This is a genomic window from Rhizobium sp. N731, assembly GCF_001664145.1.
Taxonomy (GTDB): Bacteria; Pseudomonadota; Alphaproteobacteria; order Rhizobiales; family Rhizobiaceae; genus Rhizobium; species Rhizobium esperanzae.
In genome coordinates, this window is record NZ_CP013601.1 from 2,471,374 (window position 1) to 2,492,941 (window position 21,568).

Genomic DNA, 21,568 nt, shown 5'->3' on the forward strand with positions numbered 1-21,568 from the left:
TTATGTCAGGATACGAGGAAAGAGCATGAAACGCTTTGATCAAAAGACTGTCGTCATCACCGGGGGCAGCCGCGGCATCGGCGCTGCGATCGCCAGGCGCTTTGCGCGTGAGGGCGCCAATCTCGTCGTCTCGGCGAATGAAGACCTGGTCCACGGCGTTGCCGAAGGGATCAGGGCCGAAGGCGGCAAGGCGCTCTCCTTCATCGGCGATGTCACCGACAAGGCGAGCGTCACCGCGCTCTACGATGCGGCCGAAAAGGAATTCGGCACGGTCGACGTCTCGATCCAGAATGCCGGCGTCATCACCATCGCCCGCGTCGAGAACTTGACGGAGAACGAGTGGGACAAGGTCATGGCCGTCAACACCAAGGGCGTCTTCCTCTGCGCCCAGGAGGCCATTGCAAGAATGCGCAAGCACAAGCGCGGCGGCCGCATCATCAACACCGCCTCCGGCCAGGCACGCGACGGCTTCATCTACACGCCGCATTACGCCGCCTCGAAAATGGGCGTCGTCGGCATCACCCAGAGCCTGGCCAAGGAAGTCGCCACCGAAAACATCACCGTCAACGCCTTCTGCCCCGGCATCATCGAGACCGACATGTGGGCCTATAACGACCAGGCCTGGGGCAAATTGCTCGGCAACTATGCCCCCGGCGAACTGATGAAGGAATGGGTCGAAGGCATCCCGATGAAACGCGCCGGCTCCGGCGAGGACGTCGCCGGTCTGGTCACCTTCCTCGCCAGCGACGACGCCGCTTACATCACCGGCCAGACGATCAATGTCGATGGCGGGTTGATCATGTCCTGAGCCCTCCGCAAGCGCAGGCGCAATGGTGGCCAGCCCCGTCCTTTGCGGGGCACCTCAGCAAGGATGAGGCTGGAGAGAGGTCACAGTCCACGACATCCACGATTAGCCCTCGTCCTGGAGGTGTGGAGGCCAAAGGCCGGAGCCTCGAAGGACGGGGGCGGGTGGCTCTACCTCCGAGATACGCTGGCCCCTCACCCGTCCTACGTCCGGCTAATCGAAACCCCACCATCCGCCAGCATCGCCGTCCCCGTCACGAAACTCGATAGATCCGACGCCAGAAACAACGCCGCATTGGCGATCTCTTCCGGCCGAGCCATGCGCTTCAGCGCATGCAATCCCTCGACGAAGGCAAGCAGTTCCGCCGTCGCGTCGGGCGTGTTGGTGATGCTGGCGGGCGTATCGGTGCCGCCGGGCAGAAGGGCATTGACGCGGATGTTGCGCAACGCGAGCTCGGCGGCCAGCACCTGCACGAGACCGATCAAGCCGGCCTTGCTCGCCGCATAGGCCCCCATGCCGGGCATGCCGGCGGTGTAGCCGACGAAGGTGGAGGTGAAGATCAGCGAACCGCCGCCCTCTCCCATTGCCGCCGACTGGTGTTTGGCGCCGAGGAAGGCGGCGGTGAGATTGGTCTCGATCGTCTCGCGCCAACCCTCCAGCGACAATCCGGCAACCGGCCCCATCTCGCCGAGACCGCCCGCATTGTTGAAGGCGATATCGAGTTTGCCGAAACGGGAGACCGCCGTTTCGGCCAGTCTTGCCTGCAGCGCCTCGTCCCTGACATCGCCGGCAACGGCGACAGCCTCTCCGCCTTCTGCTTCGATTTCGGCGACGACGGCATCGAGTGCATCCTGCCGCCGACCGTTGATCACCAGCTTCGCGCCTTGCCGTGCAAAAACCTTCGCCGCCGCGCAGCCGATGCCCGAGCTTGCACCGGTGACGATCGCGGTTTTACCATTAAGAAGTGTCATATCCGTTTCTCCTCAGCTGTTGAGACATCCCAGATCTCAAACATCTGACGGTGCAGCCACCCGTTTCCCGCGCGCAAAAACAAAATCCGCCGCTGACAGATGGTTTTGGCCGGATCAGTGCCCTCGGTATGGCAGATCCGAAATAGCGGTTTCATCAGATAAAACGGTAAGTTGCCGCGGTTTCCGCAGACGCGCATGCGCTGCGTCAGCACCATTGTGCGCCGCACCATCGATTTATCCTGGGTGTGACATTCATTCGATTCCCTTCACGTATCGTCCCGACTAAGAAGGGGCGCACAGGTAGGGGAATCTCTTCATGCCGCGGTCACGCAATACTGAGGGCGCCATCTATATGAGCATGGCGATGGCCGGCTTTTCGGCGAGCGATGCCCTCTCCAAATCGGTGGTCGCCTCTATGAATGCCGGCGAGATCATGTTCCTGCGCGGCCTCTTCACCAGCCTGCTCGTCTATCTCATCGCCAGGAAAATGGGCGCTCTGCGCTCCTCGCGCGTCGTGCTGCAGCCGATCATTATCCTGCGCATCATCTGCGAGATGTTTTCCGCCGTCACCTATATCACCGCACTCGGCATGATGCCGATCGCCAATGCCTCGGCGATCCTGCAATCGCTGCCGCTGATCGTCACCTTTGGCGCCGCGCTCTTCTTCAACGAGCCCGTCGGCTGGCGGCGCTGGTCGGCGATCCTCGTCGGCCTCCTCGGTGTCATGATCATCATCCGCCCCGGCCCCGAAGGCTTCACCCCCGCCGCGCTCCTCTGCGTCGCCGCGGTGCTGACGACGGCCGGCCGCGATCTCGCCACCCGCTCGATCGATCCGGAGATTCCGTCGTTGATGATCACCGTCATCACCGCGACCTCCATCTCCTTCTTCGGCGCACTTCTCATCCCCGTACTCGGCGGCTGGCAGCCAGTCAGCGCCACTTCCCTTGGACATCTCCTGCTCGCCTCGGTGCTGGTGCTCGTCGGCTACCAATCGGTCATCCTCGCCATGCGCACCGGGGAAATTTCCTTCGTCGCGCCCTTCCGCTATACCAGCCTGATCTTCTCCTCGCTGCTGGGCTTTTTCTTCTTCGCCGAAGTGCCCGACAGTTGGACGCTCCTGGGTGCCGCAATCGTCATCGCTTCCGGCCTCTATACGTTCTATCGTGAAGCCACGCGCCGCGTGCCCCCGATCGCGCAGGAATCGGCGCCGCGCTCACCGGTTTGAGGCAGGATGATGACTGAATTCCCGCTCGACAGATCCGTAATCGCAGGCGTCGTGCTGGCCGGCGGCCGCTCGCAACGCATGGGGCGCGACAAGGCGGAGGTGATGCTCGGAACCGACAGCCTGCTCCGCCATGTACTGCTCCGTCTCTCGCAGCAGGTCAGCTCCGTTGCCGTCAATGCCGACGCAGTCGCCGAGGACGTACCTGCTATTCCCGACCACATTCCTGGCAAGGCCGGGCCGATGGCCGGCATCCACGCGGCCATGGTCTACGGCGCCGGCCTTCCGGCGATTACCCACGTCGTCACCGTCTCTGTGGATTGCCCGTTCTTTCCCATCGATCTCGTCGCCCGCCTGGCCGCAGCCCTGGAGCGCCCACCGCAGATCGCCATTGCCGCCTCCGAGGGCCGCAGTCATCCTGTCTTCGGTCTCTGGCCGGTGACACTGGCGGCCGATCTGGAAGCCTGGATCGCTACCGACGAGAAACGCCGCGTGCGCGACTTCCTGTTGCGGCATGACGTTACGGAAGTGGCGTTTCCACTGCATCCGACCCGTGCCAGCCTGCTCGACCCCTTCTTCAACATCAACACGCCGGATGATCTCATCGAGGCGCAACGCTGGCTGGAGGCCCTGCGCACATGACCGCACCGAAAATCTTCGGCATCGCCGGCTGGAAGAACTCGGGCAAAACAGGGCTCGCCGTCCGGCTGGTGACGGAATTCACCCGCCGCGGCTACCGGATCTCGACGATCAAGCATGCGCATCATGATTTCGACATCGACAAGGTCGGAGCCGACAGCTACCGCCACCGCCAGGCCGGCGCCCACGAGGTCACCATCGTCTCCGGCACCCGCTACGCTATCATGCACGAACTGCGCGGCGCGCCAGAACCTGCATTCGAAGAAATCCTCGCCCGTCTCGCCCCCTGCGATCTCGTCCTGATCGAAGGCTACAAGCGCGAACCGATCCCGAAGATCGAGGCCCGCCGCCTGGAAGCCGCCAATCGCGAGCCGCTGGCGCCGAGCGATCCTCATATCTGCGCGATCGCCGCCGATCACGCCGTCATGGACACCTTCCTGCCCGTCTTCGATCTCGACGACACAGGCGCCATCGCCGATTTCATCGCAGCGACCGTCGGGCTTGAGGAGATCCGATAGAGGGTCTCGAATCCGGCCGGCGACGAGATCTATCCTCTATAGCGAAGCGCATCGATGACAAGAGCAAATGCCGGGGAGGTATGCCGGCGGCTCGGATAGTAGAGATGGTAGCCCGGAAACGGCGGACACCAGTCCTCGAGGACGCGCACCAGCCGGCCCTCGGCCAGCGGCGCCTCGACCAGGTCCTCCGGTAGAAAGGCAAGTCCCATCCCCGCCGAAACCGCGCTCAGCCGGAGCGCTATATTATTGAAGACCAGTTGCCCGTCGACTCGAACCTTGAGCTCACGTCCGTCCTTCTCGAACTCCCACGCATAAACGCCGCCATAGGTCGGGAGGCGCAGATTGATGCAATTATGATCGGTCAGATCCTGCGGCATCAGCGGCTTCGGCCTGTGGGCAAAATAGGCGGGCGTGCCGACCACAGCCATGCGCATGTCGGGGCCGATGCGGACGGCAATCATATCTTTCGCCACCTGTTCCCCCAGCCGCACGCCGGCATCGTAACGTTCCGCAACGATGTCCGTCAGGCCATAATCGACGATGATCTCGACATTAATGTCGGGATAATTCGGCAGGAGCTTTTCCAGGACTGGCCATAGGACGAAATCGGCTGCGTGTTCGCCCGCATTGATGCGGATCGTGCCCGCCGGCTTTTCCCGAAAAGCGCTCAATGCGGCCAGCTCGCTTTCGATCTCATCCAACCGCGGCCCGATGGAGACGAGCAGGCGTTCGCCGGCCTCCGTCGGCGAGACGCTGCGCGTCGTCCGTGTCAGCAATCTCAGACCCAGCCGCTCCTCAAGGCCGCGAATGGTGTGGCTGAGCGCTGATTGTGAAACACCCAGCTTGCCCGCGGCCTTGGTGAAGCTTTGCGCCCGGGCAACGGCGAGGAAAGCGATAAGGTCGTTGACGGCAGGGCGCGACATTTATGAAAATCCCTCATGGGTCCTTGTCGTTTATACCATCTAATCGAAACCAAGCACACGCGCTAACTATCCTGTCACCGCAAGTTCGCCGGACGGCGTCATTCCGATAAGGGAAGGAAGACAAGATGGATATCAAGCGAAATGGCTCGCAGCCTTCGGCCAAGGGACCTGTTGAGTGGTTTACAGGCAACGTGCGCATCGATCCTTTGTTTGCGGCGATCGAGCCCGCCCGCGCCGCCGGCGCCAGCGTCACTTTCGAGCCTGGCGCGCGCACCGTCTGGCACACGCATCCGCTCGGCCAGACGCTGGTCGTCACATCGGGCTGCGGACGCGTCCAACGCGAAGGCGGCCCCATCGAGGAAATCCGCCCCGGCGACGTCATCCGCTTCGCGCCGGGGGAGCGCCACTGGCATGGCGCAGCACCGACGACGGCGATGACCCATATCGCCGTCCAGGAACACCTCGACGGCAAGGTCGTCGACTGGATGGAACCTGTCACCGACGCCCAATATCAGGCTTAGAAAGGAAACGCCTATGCAGACTCGTGAACTGGGAAAGAGCGGGCTTGAGGTCTCGGCCATTGGTCTCGGCTGCATGGGACTGAGCTACGGCTACGGTCCTGCGACCGACACGCGCGAAGCGATCGCGCTGATCCGACAGGCGTTCGAACGCGGCGTAACCTTCTTCGACACCGCCGAGGCCTATGGACCTTATAAGAACGAAGAGCTTTTGGGAGAGGCGCTCGCTCCCTTCCGCAGCGAGGTGGTGGTCGCCACCAAATTCGGCTTCAACTTCGATGCAAACGGCGGCCAGAGCGGCATGAACAGCCGGCCGGAGCAGATCCGCGCGGTTGCCGATCAGGCGCTGAAGCGCTTGAAGACTGACGTCATCGATCTGTTCTACCAGCATCGCGTCGATCCCGATGTTCCGATCGAAGATGTTGCAGCCACGGTCAAGGCACTGATTTCAGAAGGCAAGGTGAAGCATTTCGGCCTCTCGGAGGCCGGCGTGCAGACGATCCGCCGCGCCCATGCCGTCCAGCCGGTGACGGCGCTGCAGAGCGAATATTCGCTGTGGTGGCGCGAGCCCGAGCAGGATATCCTGCCGATACTCGAAGAGCTCGGCATCGGCTTCGTCCCGTTCAGCCCGCTCGGTAAGGGTTTCCTTACCGGTGCAATCAACGAAGCGACCACCTTCGACAGCAAGGACTTCCGCAACATCGTGCCGCGCTTTTCGACCGAGGCGCGCAAAGCCAATCAGGCGCTCGTCGATCTCCTCGCGGAAATCGCCGCGCACAAGAAGGCCACCTCGGCCCAGGTCGCTCTAGCCTGGCTGCTGGCGCAAAAACCTTGGATCGTACCGATCCCCGGCACCACCAAGCTGCATCGCCTGGAAGAAAACATCCGGGCCGCCGAGGTCGAATTGACGGCTGAGGATCTTGCCAATATCGAAAGCGCGCTCGCCAAGATCAAGGTGGAAGGCGACCGGTATCCCGCGCATCTGCAGGCAAGGGTCAACCGCTGAGAAGAGAAACGGCCGCCTTCGTTGACGGCCGCTTTTTCATTGACCGCATCACCGTCGCGGCGCCGGGGCGTTCTCCTGGAAAGCCCGTACCCCCTCCAGCTTGGCCACAATCCCCGCGATATTCGGGCACCGGGCGAGATCGAAGCCCATGCGCCGTGCGCTGATCGCTTGCGGAAAAAGGAAGATATCGGCAATGCTTGGCCGGTCGCCGACTGCGAAGGCGCCTTGCCGGCGGCCGGCAATCATCGTCTCCACAGCCGCCATTCCCTCGTCGACCCAGTGACGGCTCCACGCGGCGACCGCATCGGCATCGGCATTGAAGGTGGTCTTGAGATGTAGCCCGATCCGCGGCGGCAGCAGCGCATGGATCTCGGCTGCGATCGCCAGCGCGATCGAGCGGGCCAGCGCCCTGCCCTCCGCCGTTTGAGGCAACAGCGGCGGCTCAGGCTTGATTTCGTCGAGATACTCGATGATCGCCAGTGATTGGGTGATGAGCACGCCGCTATCCGTCAGCAAGGCCGGCACCAGCCCCTGCGGATTGATCTTGCGATATTCGGCCTGCCGGCTCTCGGCCTCCTCGCCAAGAATGGTGACCGGCAAGGCCTCGGCCGTCAGCCCCTTCAGGGCCAGCGCGATCCTGACGCGCGACGTCGTCGAGGAGATTTCGTTTTGATAGAGCTTCATTGTCTTTCTCCCTGATGGTCTCGGATGAATGGCCGCCCTTGCGCCGCAGAAGTTGGCGATGCCGCTTTTACGAGGCCTGCAAGCGGCGAAGGCTCCTGCGAGCGAATGTCGTAGATGCAAGGCGCGGCAAACACTGCCGCCCCCAAGGCGCAGATGATCATCAATCTCATTTAATCCTCCGTCGGCGAGGCCACGACCGGCCTCGCCCCTTTTGCTTTCGGCTCCTGCCAGTCAGGCAACGCTCAATTCGACCTGGATATTGCCGCGTGTGGCCTTCGAATAGGGGCATGTCCGGTGCGCCTCATCGATCAGCGCCTTTGCGACATCCGCTTCGATGCCAGGCAGGCTGACCTTGAGACGGGCCTGCAGGAAATAGTCGCCATCGGCCGTGCCGAGATCGACCTCTGCATTCACGGCGGTCTCTGCCGGCACCTTGACCTTCAACTTGGCGGCGGCAATGCCGATCGCGCCGATGAAGCAGGCCGACCAACCGGCTGCGAAAAGCTGTTCGGGATTGGTGCCGGGGCGGGCGCTGCCGGGAGGCGAGAGCCTGATGTCCAGCTCTCCGTCATCGCTCTGCGAGGCGCCGTCGCGCCCGCCGGTTGTGCGGGTCCTGCCGGTATAAAGAACCTTGTCGATCTTGATCATGGAAACACTCCTTGTTGCGTCGCTTCATGCGACTGGCCGCCGACGCGACCGGGTTGACGGAGTGTGGTTTGACGGATCGATATATCCGGCATGTTTCCGGAAACGGCCGAAATGTCACAAAAGGTAGCATCCGGCGTCCATGACATTTTCCCGTACAAAACATTCCGACATTTTGACGTCACCGAATGGTGACTTCAGCCACCAGTCCGCCACCCGAGCGATTGTAGAGCCTCAGAGATCCGCCGATCTTCGCCGTCAGCTGCTGGGCGATTGCCAGCCCGAGACCTGTGCCGCCCGTCTCCCGGTTACGGGATTGCTCGAGCCGGAAGAAGGGCTGCATTGCGGCTTCGAGCATATCATCCGGAATGCCGGGTCCGCGATCCATGACGCTGATGACGACGGAATTGTCGGCGCCGCGCTCGACGCTGATCTCGGCGGCGCCGGCAAACTTCAAGGCATTGTCGATGAAATTCGACAGGATGCGGCGAAGGGCGTGCGGCCTGGTGAAGGCGGCGCCTTCAACCAGCCTGACGACGGTCACGGCCTTTCCAGTGTCCTGATAGTCGTAGGCTATGCTGTCGATGAACGATGCGAGGTCGATGCGAGCGTTCTTTTCCCCGCTGCCGTGGGCGCTGCGCGCATAGGCGATGCCGTCCTGGACGAGGCGCTGGATCTCGGAGAGATCATACACCAGCTTGTCCTTCTCGGGTGAATCCTCCGCCATGTCGGCGCGCAGCCGCATGCGGGTGATCGGCGTCTGAAGATCATGCGAGATCGCCGCCAATATCTGCACCCGTTCCTCGAGATAGTGGGCGATCCTCTCCCGCATCGCATTGAATGCTCTTGCCGCATGCGCCACCTCGCTCGGCCCGGCCTCACTCAAAGCCTGACCGTCCTTATCTGGGTCGAGCGCATCGGCGGCGGCGGCGAGCTCGCCGAGCGGCCGGATCGCCTGGCGGACTGCAAACCAGGTGCAGAGAACGAGCAGCGCCATCTGGATCGCGAAGACATAGGGCAGCCATGCGGCGATCGGCATGACGCCTCTCGGCGTGACATCGATCGTCAGAGGAGTGCCGTCACTCAGCGTCAGATGCGCCTGCAGCCGGTTCACGTCACCCGGAATCCGTTCGACGCGGATCGGAAAGCGATGCCCAGCGGCCGCCTCTATCTTTCCTGCAATCTCCCTCGCCTTGCTGGAGCTGTCGGGCACACCGCGTAGGCCAGGTCCAAGTTCGAAACGGTAGTTGCCGCGGCTCAGCCAGTCCAGGAGGTCGCCGCGCTCGCTTGCCGGAAGGCGGTCGAGGACCGCAATCGATGTTGCGACGTCATTCTCCAGCGTGCCCAGCATCACCGCCTTGGCCGACATGTAGCGCTCCATGTAGAGAACGCTGAAGGAAAGCCCATAGGCGAAAGCCAGGCCGATCAGCAGGATGAGAAAGATCCGCGATCGCAGCGTTCTCGGCCACATCAGGCCCGACAGGATAGACATGCTCGCGCTCATCGGCGCGGCTCCGAAATTTCGACCGGAACAGAGAAGACATAACCTTCGCTGCGCACCGTCTTGATATAGGTCGGCTCGCGCGCATCGTCCCCGAGACGCTGCCGCAGGCGGCTGACGAGAAGATCGATCGAGCGGTCGAAGAGTTCGGCGTCACGGCCCTGCGTCAGGCTCAGAAGCTGGTCGCGATTGAGCACGCGCTGCGGGTGGTCGATGAAGACACGAAGCAGGCGGTATTCGGCGCCGCTCAGAGCAATCGCGGTCCCGTCCTTATCGAAAAGATGACGGGCGACCGTATCGAGCCGCCAGTCGCCAAAGGTCAGCAATTGCCCCGCCTCGCTGATCTGCAGGTTGGGCGGCAGCATGCGCGTGCGTCGCAGCACCGCCTTGATGCGGGCAAGAAGCTCGCGCGCGGCAAAGGGCTTGGCAAGATAGTCGTCGGCGCCCATCTCCAGCCCGAGAATCCGGTCCATCTCGTCGGTGCGGGCCGTCAGCATCAGGATCGGGATTGCCTTGTGCCGGCCGGCCCGCAGTTCCCGGCAGAGCACCAACCCATCGTCGCCCGGCATCATGATGTCGAGCACGATCAGGTCGACGGCATTGGCTTCCAGAAAGCTGCGCATCTGGCGCCCGTCGGCCGCAACGCTCGTCCTGAGGCCATTCTTCTGCAGATAGCCCGAGACCAGCTCGCGGATTTCACGATCGTCGTCGACGATCAGGATGTGGTCGACATGATCCATATTGCCCATTCCTCAACGATTGCGGCCGCGCCACCGCCTCGTTCACCATGTCGAAGCGCCAGACGCGACCTACGCATATTCCGCCCGTTCGAGCAACGAGCCTCTGCTGCCGATCAGAAGCGATCGACGTCGATGACCGCCTGGGCGAAGGCCTGCGGCGCCTCCTGCGGCAGGTTGTGGCCGATACCGCCGCCGATCGTGCGATGCTCGTATCTGCCGGAAAATTTACCGGCATAGGCCGAAGGCTCGGGATGCGGCGCACCATTTGCATCGCCTTCCATCGTGATCGTCGGCACCGAGATCATCGGCAAGGCGGCAAGCTTCTTCTCATAGGCATCATACTTCGCCTCGCCTTCGACAAGCCCCAGGCGCCAGCGGTAATTGTGGATGACGATCTCGACATGGTCGGGATTGTCGAAGGCGGCAGCGGATCTGTCGAAAGTCGCATCGTCGAAATTCCACTTCGGCGATGCCGTCTGCCAGATGAGCTTTGCGAAATCGTGCGTGTTGCTCTGATAGCCCAGGCGGCCGCGTTCGGTGGCAAAGTAGAACTGATACCACCAGGCAAGCTCAGCCTTGGGCGGCAGCGGCTTCTTATTGGCCTCCTGGCTGCCGATCAGGTAACCGCTGACAGAGACCATCGCCTTGCAGCGCTCGGGCCACAGCGCAGCCATGATGTTGGCAGTCCGCCCGCCCCAGTCGTAACCGGCAACGACAGCCTTTTCGATCTTGAGCGCATCGAGCAGGGCGATCATATCGGCGGCAAGCGCCGAAGGCTGGCCGTTGCGCGGTGTCCTGTCATCGAGGAAGCGGGTCGTGCCGTAACCACGCAGATAAGGCACGATCACTCTGTAGCCGGCGGAGGCAAGCAGCGGCGCGACGTCGACAAAGCTATAGATGTCATATGGCCAGCCGTGTAGCAGCAGCACGACCGGAGCATCGGCCTTTCCGGCCTCGGCATAACCGATATCGAGCACATCGGTCTTGAGCTGCTTCAGCGCTTCAAACGACGTATTGGTCCCGGCCTTTACGTCAGGCAGCGCTGCGCTGGAAGACTGCGGCTGTTGGGCTGCGGCCGCGCCGGCCACGCCGAATTCGACGGCTGCAAGCGCGATTGCCGTCATGCCGAAAAAACGGCGGCGGTGATGATTGATTTGCTCTGACATCGGTCTCTCCTGTCGAATGGATCATGGCGCTCAGATGACGTTCGGCTTGTATCGCCCATATGTCACAGGCTGCGGTTTTTGAATGCGAGTGTAACCTCCGCCTGCCGAGATACATTCTGATACAAACGCGCCACCTCAGCAGGGCATCCGGCGGGCTATCGCAGTTTTCGCCGCCGCCTCCGCGGAGAAGGCAGTTTGTATTCTTTTGTATCGCCCGCGCTCAGCGCAATAGTTCGGTACATTTTCCCGTCAAACCAGACACATCGGAGATACCTCCGCCCGGCTATCTCCCGGCCGTTGCTGGTTCAGGCCCATCGCCGTCCAGAGCCCGATCAATCGGTTCAAAGGAAACGATGATGACACTTCTGATCATTGCCTATCTCGGAGGCGTGCTGACCATTCTCAGCCCTTGCATCCTCCCTATCCTCCCCTTCGTCTTCGCCCGAGCCGGCCAGCCTTTCGTCAAGAGCACGCTGCCGATGCTGGCGGGCATGGCCGCCACTTTCGCGTTGGTCGCCACGCTCGCCGCGGTCGGCGGCGGCTGGGCGATCCGTGCCAATGAATATGGCCGTCTCGCCGCGATCGTCCTGCTCGCGCTGTTTGGAGTGAGCCTGCTGTCTCAGCGCTTTGCAAGTACGCTTGCCCGCCCGATCGTTGATTTCGGCAACAATCTTCTGAACGCCAGCGGCGGCGGACGCACTGCGCCGACGGTCAGGAGCGCGCTCATCCTCGGCGTCGCCACCGGCCTGCTCTGGGCGCCCTGCGCCGGACCAATTCTCGGCCTCGTGCTGACCGGCGCGGCATTGCAGGGCGCCAACCTGCAGACAACCGCGCTCTTGATCGCCTATGCAGCCGGTGCTGCGACTTCGCTTGCCGTCGCCCTGCGTGTCGGCGATAAAATCTTCGCCGCGATGAAACGCTCCCTCGGCATTGGTGATCGAATTCGCCAGGCGGTCGGCGCTGCGGTGTTGGTGGGTGTGGCGGTGATCGCGTTCGGTCTCGACACCAGCTTGCTGGCGCGCCTTTCCTATGCCAGCACCGCCTCGCTGGAACAGGCCGTGCTGGACAGGCTGCATGCCAAGCCGGTCGGCGGCACGCCCTCTGGGGCGGCGAGCAGCGACACGACCATTCCAGCGGCCGATGGAAAGAAGCCTCTCCGCAGTGATCTGCCGGTCGAAGCTTATGCGCCTTCGTTCGACGGCGCGGTCGAATGGCTGAACTCGAAGCCCCTGACCAAGGAGCAGCTGCGGGGCAAGGTGGTGCTCGTCGACTTCTGGACCTATTCCTGCATCAACTGCATTCGCACCATTCCCTATGTCAGGGCCTGGGCGGAAAAATATGCGGATCAGGGCCTCGTCGTCATCGGCGTGCACGCCCCGGAATTTGCCTTTGAGAGGAAGATCGACAACGTCAAGAAGGCTGTCGACGACTTTCGGATCGGCTATCCGGTTGCGATCGACAATGACTACAAAATCTGGCGCGCCTTCGAGAACAGCTACTGGCCTGCCGCCTATCTGATCGATTCCAAAGGTCAGATCCGCTATCACCATTTCGGCGAAGGCAATTACGGCAGAACCGAAAAAGCCATCCAGGATCTGCTGCGCGAAGCCGGCAGCCAGATGGCGGAAACGGCACCGGTCGTGCCTAATGCCAAGGGCGTGGAAGCAGGTCCCGACCTCGCCGATATCGGCTCCGGCGAGACCTACCTAGGCTACGCACAGGCCGAAAATTTCGTCTCGCCTGAAGGGCTGCAGGCCGATACTTCGCAGAACTATTCGATCGCCGAGCCCGGCATCAACGCATGGGGCCTGTCCGGCACCTGGACCATCGGTAAGGATCAGGCAACGCTCGACCAGGCAGGCGGCGGCATCGCCTATCGTTTCAGCGCCCGCGATCTGCATCTCGTTCTCGGGCCCGGCGCCGACGCCAAACCGATCCGCTTCCAGGTGCAAATCGATGGAAAAGCGCCTGGAGCCGATCATGGCTCCGACATCGATGCCGATGGCAACGGTACGGTCACCGCAACGAGGCTTTACCAACTCGTTCGCCAGTCCGGCACCGTCGCCGCCCGCACCTTCGAAATCCGCTTCCTCGATCCGGGCGTCCAGGCCTACGCCTTCACCTTCGGCTGAACCCAGAACCATTTCGCATCCCGACCTTCAACATCAACTACAAGGAGTGACCCCATGAACAAGCATCTGACTTTCATCGCAAGCCTTGCCTTTGCCACCGCCGGAATCGCCTTTGCGGCCGAGGCCGCCGCGGTCAAGAACATCGTGATCGTCCACGGCGCCCTGGCCGATGGCTCGGGATGGCGCAAAGCGACCGAGATCCTCGAAAAGCGCGGCTTCAACGTCACCATCGTCCAGGAGCCTCTCACCTCGCTCGACGACGACGTGGCGGCGACGAAGCGGATTCTCGACCTCCAGGAAGGACCGACGCTGCTCGTCGGCCACAGCTATGGCGGCATGGTCATCACCGAAGCCGGCAACAATCCAGGCGTTGCGGCCCTCGTCTACGTCGCCGCCTTCCAGCCCGACAAGGGGGAAAGCCTGCTGAGCCTCGCCAGCTCGAAGCCGGCCGGCAGTATGGACATCAAGGAAACGAAGGACGGCAAATATCTTTACCTCGACCCCGGCGCCTTTGCAGCGGCTTTCGCGGCCGATCTGCCGAAAACCGAAGCTGATTTCCTGGCAAGATCGCAGGTCTTCGCCGCCAAGCAGGCCTTTTCGGCCAAGATCGGAGAGCCGGCATGGCGGACGAAGCCGAGCTGGTCGATCGTCGCCACGGAGGATCGCTCCATCAATCCCGAGCTGGAGCGTGACATGGCCAAACGAGCCGGCAGCGACGTGACCGAGATCAAGGGCAGCCACGCCGTCTTCGCATCCCAGCCGGAAAAAGTCGCCGACGTCATCGAAAAGGCGGCTGCAAAAGCCGGCCGATAGAGACGGGTAAGACAAGGCGACTCCCCCTTCTCTCGGCCGGAGGAGGTCAGTGCCCCTCCCTGACGCCAGGGAGGGGCGGAAGCAGCTACTGGTTGGCGGCCACCGGACGCACCAGCGGAGTGACGCGGCGGATGGTGACGCGGCGGTTTTCCTGTTCGGGGCCTGACGTATTGACCTTCAAGTAACGTTCGCCGTAGCCCTGTGTCGCCATGTTTTCCGGCGGAATGCCATAGACGTCGGAGAGCACATTGGCGACCGATTCCGCCCGCTGGTCAGAGAGAACCAGGTTGCTCTGGTCGGAACCGACAGCATCCGTATGGCCCTCGATCAGGAAGGTCTCGCTCGGATCTTTCTTCAGCACCTGGCTGATCGCGTCGGCGACCTTGCGCAACGTGCGCGCCTGGGTCATCGGGATCTCGGCGCTGCCTGTCGCGAAGGTGATCGTATCGAGGTCGATACGGCGCACCTTATCGCGAATACGGGCGGAATATCTCACCTCGTCCAGTGAATAGACACGTTCCACCTGCTCGACGGGCGGCTCGCTGAGGAATTCGTAATAGTCCCGGTCAGGATCGCTGCTGGTGTCGATGATATAGTCGTTAAGCGGGACACGCAGCCGCATCGGCGGCAGATCAGCGCCCGGGTCATCGAAATAGCCGCGATCAGGATCCTCGTAGAGATCAGGTGAGTAGTAGAGCACGTATTCGCGCCCGCGGGCATCGACGCGCGACCGCTGGATGATGTCGCCGTAGCGGTTGCGGATGGTGACGATCCGATAGCCTTCCGGCCGGGTGATGATCTCGCGATAGCGATTGTCCGGGAGCTCTTCATAGATCGGCCGTTCGCCGTCGCGCAGGAACCTTCTGTCGTCGTCGCTACGCACGATCACCTGATTGTTGTACTGGATGATCACCCGGTTATCGTCCGTTTGATCATCGATGCGCGCTCCCTCGGGACGGGCAAATTGCGGCCGGGTGTCAAGCCTCGTGCCCTTCTCGCTGGTGACCGCCTCGAGCTTGATCGCCGGCGCCGCAGCGGCGGCAGGAGCCTGCGCATCCGCATCCGAGGTCGGCACCTTCACCTCCTGGCTTTCGGCCCGAAGCTTGTCGCGGTCACGGCGGCTTTCCCGCCCCTTGCTGCGATCGGCATCCTTGTCGCTGTCAAGCACGGCGGCACCGTTCTCGACCGGCAGCACGACGGTCTCGTTGCTCTTGGCCGGATCTGCGGCGATCTTTTTCCGGCGCTCCAGCTCCTCGGGAGAAACCTTTTCCGGCGCAGGAAGAGCCTGCTCCACCTGCTGTCCGCCGCTGGCATCCGGCAGCGGCTGGGCCGTGTCGGTGGCGGGCGCAGCGGGCTGTTCGCCGGCGGGCTGTTTGGCGACGGGTTGCTCACCGGCGGGCTGTTTGGCGGCAGGCTTTGCAGCTGTGCCCTCCGTCGGCACTTCGGCGGGCGCAGCTTCAGGAGCGGCCGCCTTGTCTTCGGCTGGCTTCACCGCCGGTGCTGCAGCCTCGCCTTTCTTCGGCTTCTTGGCTGGCGCTTCGGCAGTGGGTTTTGCCTCCGGCTCGACTGCGGGTTTGGCCTGTTCCTCGGTGGGCGTCACCGCCTCGGGAGCGGCGGTCTCGGTCTTAGCCTTGCCTTTATCTCGGCTCTGGGCTTTGTCCTGACCCTTCTTGCCACCTTCCGGCTTGACCTCGGGCTGGGCCTGTTCCGTTTCTGGCTGGGCTTGCTTTGCGGCCGGCTGCTGTTCAGGCGCCGGCTGAGCCTCTGGCTCGGCCTGCTCAGTCTGCTGCTTCTTCGGCTTTTTCGGCTTTTCCTGCGTTACCGGCTGCTGTTCTTCCTGCTGCGGCTCGGCCTCCGGCTGGGCTGCCTGCTTGGCTTTCCGCTCCGGCTTGCTCTCAGCCTTGGGCGCCGGCTCCTCCTTAGGCGCTTCGGCCTTCGGCGGTTCCGGCTCTGCCTTGGGTTCCGGCGCAGGCGCCTCCTTGCGCTCGGCCTTCGGCTTCTCGGCAGGCGCCTCCTTCGGCTGCTCGGCGGCCGGCGCCTGTTCGGCCGGGGCTTCCTGCTTCTGCTTGCGCTTCTTCTTCAAGAGCTCCTCTTCGGAGGGCGCGTCCTGCGCCACTTCGAAGCTGCCCTGTTCGATCTGCCGCACGGCCGCAGCCTCAGTCGTAGCGCCGCGTGCGGCCGCCATTGCCGATACCGGCTGCAGAGCCAGCGAGAGAGAAAGCAGCGGAAAAGCCGCGCTTGCGAATAACCTTGATTTCTTGCCCATCGGGTTTCCTCGATCCTGTTTGAGCTTCCTGAAGGCCGACAGGCCCTGCTTCCGCCCCTAGCGTCGCATTGAGGCGAAACGGCGAAATGGCTAAGCGCCAAACCGCCGATTTGTTCCGGTTCTAGGAAGCTGGGGATTAACCTCAGGTGAATGTTGCAGTCTGCCGCCGTTCATCTCGCCTGTTGTTTGCACCGCAAACCGAGCGGGAATTTCTGTTGCATTTCCATGAAAAAAAGTCTGATTATCGCCGCAAGGCGGTGCCTGTCACCGTTGAACAGCAGCCGTCAGCCCAAGAGAAAAAAGCGCGACGGCTACCAACTGAGAGGATCCTCATGCATATCTCTACCCGTATCTTCGCGGCAGCCTCGATCGCGGCAATGTCGCTCTTTGCCGGTTCGGCCATGGCCGATGGCGAGAAATACGTGATCGGCACCGATTCGACCTATCCGCCCTTCGAATTCGTCGATGCCAGCGGCACCATCCAGGGCTTCGACATCGATATCGCCAAGGCGCTCTGTGCCGAGATGAAGGCCGAATGCTCCTTCGTCAGCACCGATTGGGATGGCATCATCCCGGCTCTGAACGCCAAGAAGTTCGACATGATCGTCTCCTCCATGTCGATCACGCCGGAGCGCCTGAAGCTCGTCGACTTCTCCAACAAGTACTACAACACCCCTCCGGCCATCGCCGTACCGAAGGATTCGAAGATCACTGACGTTGCCGGCCTGAAGGGCAAGGTGATCGGCGCACAGACTTCCACGACGCATGCCAACTACGCCGAGAAGCACCTGGCCGACACCGAGCTGAAGCTCTATCCGACCGCTGACGAATACAAGCTCGACGTTTCCAGCGGCCGTGTCGATGCGGTCATCGACGACGTTGTCGTTCTCTCCGAATGGGTCAAGTCCGACGCCGGCGCCTGCTGCAAGATCCTGACAACCCTGCCGGTCGACAAGGAAATCAACGGCAACGGCGCCGGTATCGCCATCCGCAAGGGCGATCCGCTGAAGGAAAAGCTCAACACCGCGATCGCTGCGATCCGCGCCAGCGGTGAGTACAAGAAGATCCAGGACAAGTACTTCGATTTCGACGTTTACGGCGAATAAGAAATTCGGTATCTGGCCGATCAAGCGAATGGCGGAAGGCTTGCTCTTCCGCCATTTTTGTTTGACAAAGGTGGCAAGATCAAAACGGCAAAAGCCGTGAGGGGAATTCTCGCATGGGCGGATTGTTTTCCGCGCTCGGCTCCTTCTGGAGCTGGATTGGGCACATTTTCGATCCGCTTTGCGGACCCGTCGGCATCTTCACCTGGTTAGGTCAGTCGACGATTCTTGCTTGTGGCGATACTGGCTGGGGCGACGAAATCGCCCTTGGTCTGCAGGTCACAGTATCGGTGGCGATCGTTACCCTGCCGATCGGCCTTGTCATCGGTTTCCTCGTGGCTCTCGGCCAGCAGTCGGAAGAAAGGTCGCTGCGGCTGGCGGCCGGCATCTACACGACGATCTTCCGCGGTCTGCCGGAGCTTCTGACGCTCTTCATCATCTATTACGGCATGCAGATGCTCATCCAATCTCTCCTGGAGCTTGCCGGCTATGTCGGGCCGCCTGTCGAGATCAACGCCTTCCTGGCCGGCGTGATCGCTCTGTCGGTCGTCTTCTCCGCCTACTGCTCGGAAGTGTTGCTTTCGGCCTTCCGCGCCATTCCCAAGGGCCAATATGAGGCGGGAGAAGCGCTCGGCCTGCATCGCGGCCGCACGCTGCGGCTCGTCATCCTGCCGCAGCTAGTTCGCATCGCCCTTCCCGGTCTGACGAACCTCTGGATGGTGCTCCTGAAGGACACCTCCTACGTCTCGATCATCAGCCTTGCCGACATCCTGCGCCAGACGAGCGTCGCCGTGCGGGTGACCAAGGAGCCGTTCTTCTTCTATGGCATCGCCTGCTGTCTCTATCTGGTGCTCGCCATCCTCTCCTCCTTCCTGCTTGTCTATGTCGACCGCTGGGCCAAACGTTCGGAGGTCCGCCGATGAGCTATGCTGAGACATTGATCCCGCCGCAGCCCGCACCCCGCGAGGTGGCAAAGCCGGTTACGGCGGCACGCCTGTGCGGCTACGTCTTCGTTGCGGTCTGGGCGCTGTTCGCCGCGCTGCTGATCTTCACCGTCATCAATGGCTGGGATCCGGACAAATTCACCCGCTACGGACCGCGTTATCTGCACGGTCTCGAGGTGACGCTCAGCCTGGTTGCAATCTCCGTCGTTTGCGGCGCCATCCTGTCCCTGCCGCTCGCCATGGCGCGGCTGTCGAAGAACCGGGCGCTTAACTGGTTCGCCTATGGTTATATATATTTCTTCCGCGGCACGCCGCTGCTGGCGCAGTTGTTCCTGGTCTATTACGGCCTCGGCGTCTTCCGCCCACAGCTGGAAGCCGTCGGCATCTGGTGGTTTTTCCGCGAAGCCTGGTATTGCGGCCTCTTTGCCATGACGATCAATACGGCGGCCTATCAGGCGGAAATTCTGCGCGGCGCAATCGAAAGCGTACCGCACGGACAGCGCGAAGCAGCGGCCGCCCTCGGCATCCACAAGAGCATCGCGTTCCGCAAGATCATCCTGCCGCAGGCCTTCATCGTGGCGCTTCGCCCCTACGGCAACGAGATCATCCTTTTGATCAAAGGCTCGGCGGTCGTCGCCATCATCACCGTGCTCGATCTGATGGGCGAAACCCGCTACGCCTTCTCCCGAACCTTCGACTACCAGACCTATCTCTGGGCAGCGATCTTCTACCTCACCATCGTCGAGGCGCTACGCCATCTCTGGGCCTGGATCGAGCGTCGACTGACGCGGCATCTCAGGCGCTGAGCATGACGGGGATGACGGATTGCTAAAGCAGCTTGGCAGCACTCGCATCATTATGCTGCCAAACCATTGAAAATAAAAAAGAATACTTCCTTCGCAACGCATCTGTTAAGCTTGCGTTAACCACTCGCATGCTTCCATTTCATGTAGCGCTAATAAAGCGCTGAGTGGGAACGAGACGAAGCTGAATACGATGCACAAGGACCTGGAAAAGCAACTGCAGGGTTACGGTCTGACGACCGCGCAGATCCTCTACCACCTGCCGGATCACCCGACGATCCTGCAGACTTACGTCTGGCAGGATTATGACCTCGCCCCCGATTTTCCTGAGATGCGCGGTTTCCTGAAATTTTGGCAGGAGAAACTCGATGGGCCGTTACATTCCGTGCGCTACGTCCACCGCAAGCTGATTTCGGCAACCGAGTGGCGGGCGCTGAAGGGTGAGTTCATCCTGCACTGATCAGACATGCGCCTCGCCATGGCCGAATTCGCCCTCGTCGCGATCCGGACGCAGGGCGAAATAGAGCATGCCGAGATAAAATATGACGACGATGGAAATAACCGCAAGGCCGGGGAGCGGCCCGAGAACGGCATTGTCTATGACATAGGTCCACGACTGCGCCTGCAACGCCGGCGCGCCCTCCGTCTGCAGTTTCGGCGTCGAAATCTTCAGGCACCATGCGAGCAGCAGGATCAAATACATCCAGCCGTAATTGCGTTTCAGCCGCCGATGCATTGCCTCCCCATAACTCAGCAAAAAGCGCGGATGACGCAGGCTGTTGGCGATCACCGCAGCCCATTCGCTGCCGGCCGAAGCGTTCGGCGCCATGATCTGAGCGAAATAACAGCGCTCGATCTGCCGGATTCGGGCGCGGTAGATATCAAAGAAGCGATACCGCCGCGCTTCGATTATCAGCAGCAGCGTAATCAGCATCACGCCGAACAAAAGCACGCCGTGATGCGAGCTTGGTGTCGACAACGACACCGATAGCAGCGCCGCCACCACGGTGATCGCCCAGTTGGACGTGCGGTCGATGCGGTCGCGCCAGCTCGTCATCCGCCCGAGTTCGCCGCGGTAATAATGGCTGAGCGTATTGGTGATCTCGCCCGGCGTCGTAGGCAGCAGCAAGGGGCGCTCACCCTCTTCTTCCCTTGCCGTCAGCAGCCTGTCTTGCTCCGCTTTCATGGCATTCCTCCCGTCGTGTTCTTTTTTGCCATTCTGCGCCTGTTGCCGCGCCATTGCAAAACATCGAAAGCCGCCTTAGAGCCATGCCTGAAAACAGAAGGACATGAACCGCGATGGCAAAGAAGATCGACGAAGAAGCCCTTGCCGAGGCCTATAACCGCGCGCTTGCGCTGGAGAAATCCGGTGATGTCGATGCGGCCGTGGCGGCCTATGAGCACGTTTTGGCGATCGATCCCGAGGACCACGGCGGAGCCGCCGTGCGCATCGCCGCGATGGGCCGCGGCGAAACCCCGGTCAAGGCGCCCGACGCCTATGTCGAGACCCTGTTCGATCAGCATGCCGAGGTCTTCGAGGACGTGCTCGTCGAGCAACTCGGCTATCACGTGCCGATGCTGGTGCGCCAGCGCCTGCAGGCATTGAAGCTCGGGCCGTTCAAGCGGCTGCTCGATCTCGGCTGCGGCACCGGTCTCACCGGCGGCGCGCTACGCGACCTGTGCGAGGACATGACCGGCATCGACATATCGGAGAAGATGGTCGAGATCGCCCACGAAAAAGATCTTTACGAGACGCTCTTCGTCGCCGAGGTCGAGGATTTCCTCGACGACAATGACGAGGACGCTTTCGACCTCATCACCGCCACAGACGTGCTGCCCTATCTCGGCGCGCTCGAGCCGCTCTTCTTCGGCGCCGCCGAAAACCTGACGCCGGGCGGCCTGTTCATCTTCTCCTCCGAAACCCTGCCCGAGGAGACGCTTGCCGGCCGCGCCTATATGGTCGGGCCGCATCAGCGCTTCGCCCATGCCGATGCCTATGTCAGGGAACGTCTGACGGTCACCGGTTTCGAACTCGTCGAGGCATCGGACATCAACGTCCGCATGGAAGACGGTCAGCCGACACCGGGTCACCTGGTGATCGCGCGGTATATCGGTTGAGAGAATAGTTTCACAATTGGCGAACTATTTGTTGCGCATTCTGTTTCGACC

23 protein-coding genes are annotated in these 21,568 nt (G+C 62.0%); 13 read left to right on the plus strand and 10 right to left on the minus strand.

Annotated features, from left to right (window positions below):
• The first annotated feature begins 25 nt into the window (after nt 1-25).
• Complete coding sequence (locus AMK02_RS12150) at nt 26-808, plus strand: glucose 1-dehydrogenase (protein ID WP_064806178.1); 783 nt, start codon at nt 26-28, stop codon at nt 806-808.
• 200 nt (nt 809-1,008) lie between these two features.
• Here AMK02_RS12150 and AMK02_RS12155 read toward each other — a convergent pair whose 3' ends face one another.
• Both AMK02_RS12155 and AMK02_RS12160 read right to left on the minus strand, forming a co-directional pair.
• A complete protein-coding gene (locus tag AMK02_RS12155) occupies nt 1,009-1,776 on the minus strand; it encodes an SDR family oxidoreductase (protein WP_064803070.1) in 768 nt (255 codons plus the stop codon).
• Nucleotides 1,773-2,006 (minus strand): hypothetical protein, encoded by a 234-nt coding sequence (locus tag AMK02_RS12160; RefSeq protein WP_064803072.1) that lies wholly within the window; start codon nt 2,004-2,006, stop codon nt 1,773-1,775. The genes AMK02_RS12155 and AMK02_RS12160 overlap by 4 nt, the downstream gene beginning before the upstream one ends.
• Before the next feature lie 86 nt (nt 2,007-2,092).
• Between AMK02_RS12160 and AMK02_RS12165 the strand changes: the two genes are divergently transcribed.
• From AMK02_RS12165 to mobB, 3 genes are read left to right on the plus strand one after another with little or no spacing between them, the layout of a single operon-like run.
• Nucleotides 2,093-3,001, plus strand: coding sequence for a DMT family transporter (locus AMK02_RS12165; RefSeq protein WP_064803074.1), 909 nt, complete (start codon nt 2,093-2,095; stop codon nt 2,999-3,001).
• A 9-nt stretch (nt 3,002-3,010) separates the two neighbouring features.
• On the plus strand, nt 3,011-3,640 hold the full coding sequence (gene mobA / locus AMK02_RS12170) for a molybdenum cofactor guanylyltransferase MobA (protein WP_064806180.1): 630 nt from the start codon (nt 3,011-3,013) through the stop codon (nt 3,638-3,640).
• Nucleotides 3,637-4,155 (plus strand): molybdopterin-guanine dinucleotide biosynthesis protein B, encoded by a 519-nt coding sequence (gene mobB, locus AMK02_RS12175; RefSeq protein WP_064803075.1) that lies wholly within the window; start codon nt 3,637-3,639, stop codon nt 4,153-4,155. Before mobA ends, mobB begins: the two co-directional genes overlap by 4 nt.
• A gap of 29 nt (nt 4,156-4,184) precedes the next feature.
• On the opposite strand, the gene AMK02_RS12180 is transcribed toward mobB, so the two are convergent.
• The gene (locus AMK02_RS12180; RefSeq protein ID WP_064803077.1) at nt 4,185-5,078 is read right to left on the minus strand and encodes a LysR family transcriptional regulator; all 894 of its coding nucleotides are present in this window, start codon (nt 5,076-5,078) and stop codon (nt 4,185-4,187) included.
• Between the two features lie 125 nt (nt 5,079-5,203).
• Between AMK02_RS12180 and AMK02_RS12185 the strand changes: the two genes are divergently transcribed.
• Both AMK02_RS12185 and AMK02_RS12190 read left to right on the plus strand, forming a co-directional pair.
• Nucleotides 5,204-5,599: a (R)-mandelonitrile lyase gene (locus AMK02_RS12185; RefSeq protein WP_064803079.1), complete on the plus strand. Its 396-nt coding sequence runs from the start codon at nt 5,204-5,206 to the stop codon at nt 5,597-5,599.
• Between the two features lie 13 nt (nt 5,600-5,612).
• Nucleotides 5,613-6,602 (plus strand): aldo/keto reductase, encoded by a 990-nt coding sequence (locus AMK02_RS12190; RefSeq protein WP_064803080.1) that lies wholly within the window; start codon nt 5,613-5,615, stop codon nt 6,600-6,602.
• A gap of 48 nt (nt 6,603-6,650) precedes the next feature.
• On the opposite strand, the gene maiA is transcribed toward AMK02_RS12190, so the two are convergent.
• From maiA to AMK02_RS12215, 5 genes are all read right to left on the minus strand, one after another.
• On the minus strand, nt 6,651-7,286 hold the full coding sequence (maiA, locus tag AMK02_RS12195) for a maleylacetoacetate isomerase (RefSeq protein ID WP_064803082.1): 636 nt from the start codon (nt 7,284-7,286) through the stop codon (nt 6,651-6,653).
• Between the two features lie 231 nt (nt 7,287-7,517).
• A complete protein-coding gene (locus AMK02_RS12200) occupies nt 7,518-7,934 on the minus strand; it encodes an organic hydroperoxide resistance protein (RefSeq protein ID WP_064803084.1) in 417 nt (138 codons plus the stop codon).
• A gap of 178 nt (nt 7,935-8,112) precedes the next feature.
• Nucleotides 8,113-9,435, minus strand: a complete 1,323-nt coding sequence (locus AMK02_RS12205) for an ATP-binding protein (RefSeq protein ID WP_064803086.1) — start codon at nt 9,433-9,435, stop codon at nt 8,113-8,115.
• Complete coding sequence (locus AMK02_RS12210) at nt 9,432-10,172, minus strand: response regulator (RefSeq protein ID WP_064806182.1); 741 nt, start codon at nt 10,170-10,172, stop codon at nt 9,432-9,434. The genes AMK02_RS12205 and AMK02_RS12210 overlap by 4 nt, the downstream gene beginning before the upstream one ends.
• 113 nt (nt 10,173-10,285) lie before the next feature.
• Nucleotides 10,286-11,338 carry an alpha/beta fold hydrolase gene (locus tag AMK02_RS12215; protein ID WP_064803088.1) on the minus strand — a complete coding sequence of 351 codons (1,053 nt, stop codon included), beginning with the start codon at nt 11,336-11,338 and terminating at the stop codon, nt 10,286-10,288.
• Between the two features lie 356 nt (nt 11,339-11,694).
• Between AMK02_RS12215 and AMK02_RS12220 the strand changes: the two genes are divergently transcribed.
• Both AMK02_RS12220 and AMK02_RS12225 read left to right on the plus strand, forming a co-directional pair.
• Nucleotides 11,695-13,470, plus strand: coding sequence for a cytochrome c biogenesis protein DipZ (locus tag AMK02_RS12220; RefSeq protein WP_064803090.1), 1,776 nt, complete (start codon nt 11,695-11,697; stop codon nt 13,468-13,470).
• 54 nt (nt 13,471-13,524) lie between these two features.
• Entirely contained in the window at nt 13,525-14,283 is a 759-nt protein-coding gene (locus tag AMK02_RS12225) for an alpha/beta fold hydrolase (protein ID WP_064803092.1), read from the plus strand.
• Nucleotides 14,284-14,368: 85 nt separating this feature from the next.
• On the opposite strand, the gene AMK02_RS12230 is transcribed toward AMK02_RS12225, so the two are convergent.
• On the minus strand, nt 14,369-16,549 hold the full coding sequence (locus tag AMK02_RS12230) for an OmpA family protein (RefSeq protein WP_064803093.1): 2,181 nt from the start codon (nt 16,547-16,549) through the stop codon (nt 14,369-14,371).
• A 332-nt stretch (nt 16,550-16,881) separates the two neighbouring features.
• Here AMK02_RS12230 and AMK02_RS12235 point away from each other — a divergent pair, with 332 nt between their 5' ends.
• The 4 genes from AMK02_RS12235 to AMK02_RS12250 all read left to right on the plus strand — a co-directional run bounded on the left by AMK02_RS12235 (nt 16,882) and on the right by AMK02_RS12250 (nt 19,859).
• Nucleotides 16,882-17,655, plus strand: coding sequence for a transporter substrate-binding domain-containing protein (locus AMK02_RS12235; RefSeq protein WP_011425675.1), 774 nt, complete (start codon nt 16,882-16,884; stop codon nt 17,653-17,655).
• A 113-nt stretch (nt 17,656-17,768) separates the two neighbouring features.
• Entirely contained in the window at nt 17,769-18,575 is an 807-nt protein-coding gene (locus AMK02_RS12240; RefSeq protein WP_064803095.1) for an ABC transporter permease, read from the plus strand.
• Nucleotides 18,572-19,402: an ABC transporter permease gene (locus AMK02_RS12245; protein ID WP_064803097.1), complete on the plus strand. Its 831-nt coding sequence runs from the start codon at nt 18,572-18,574 to the stop codon at nt 19,400-19,402. The genes AMK02_RS12240 and AMK02_RS12245 overlap by 4 nt, the downstream gene beginning before the upstream one ends.
• A gap of 190 nt (nt 19,403-19,592) precedes the next feature.
• The gene (locus AMK02_RS12250; RefSeq protein ID WP_064803099.1) at nt 19,593-19,859 is read left to right on the plus strand and encodes an usg protein; all 267 of its coding nucleotides are present in this window, start codon (nt 19,593-19,595) and stop codon (nt 19,857-19,859) included.
• On the opposite strand, the gene AMK02_RS12255 is transcribed toward AMK02_RS12250, so the two are convergent.
• Entirely contained in the window at nt 19,860-20,585 is a 726-nt protein-coding gene (locus AMK02_RS12255; protein ID WP_064803101.1) for a DUF2270 domain-containing protein, read from the minus strand.
• A gap of 113 nt (nt 20,586-20,698) precedes the next feature.
• Between AMK02_RS12255 and AMK02_RS12260 the strand changes: the two genes are divergently transcribed.
• On the plus strand, nt 20,699-21,517 hold the full coding sequence (locus AMK02_RS12260; protein WP_064803102.1) for a methyltransferase: 819 nt from the start codon (nt 20,699-20,701) through the stop codon (nt 21,515-21,517).
• Nucleotides 21,518-21,568: the final 51 nt, after the last annotated feature.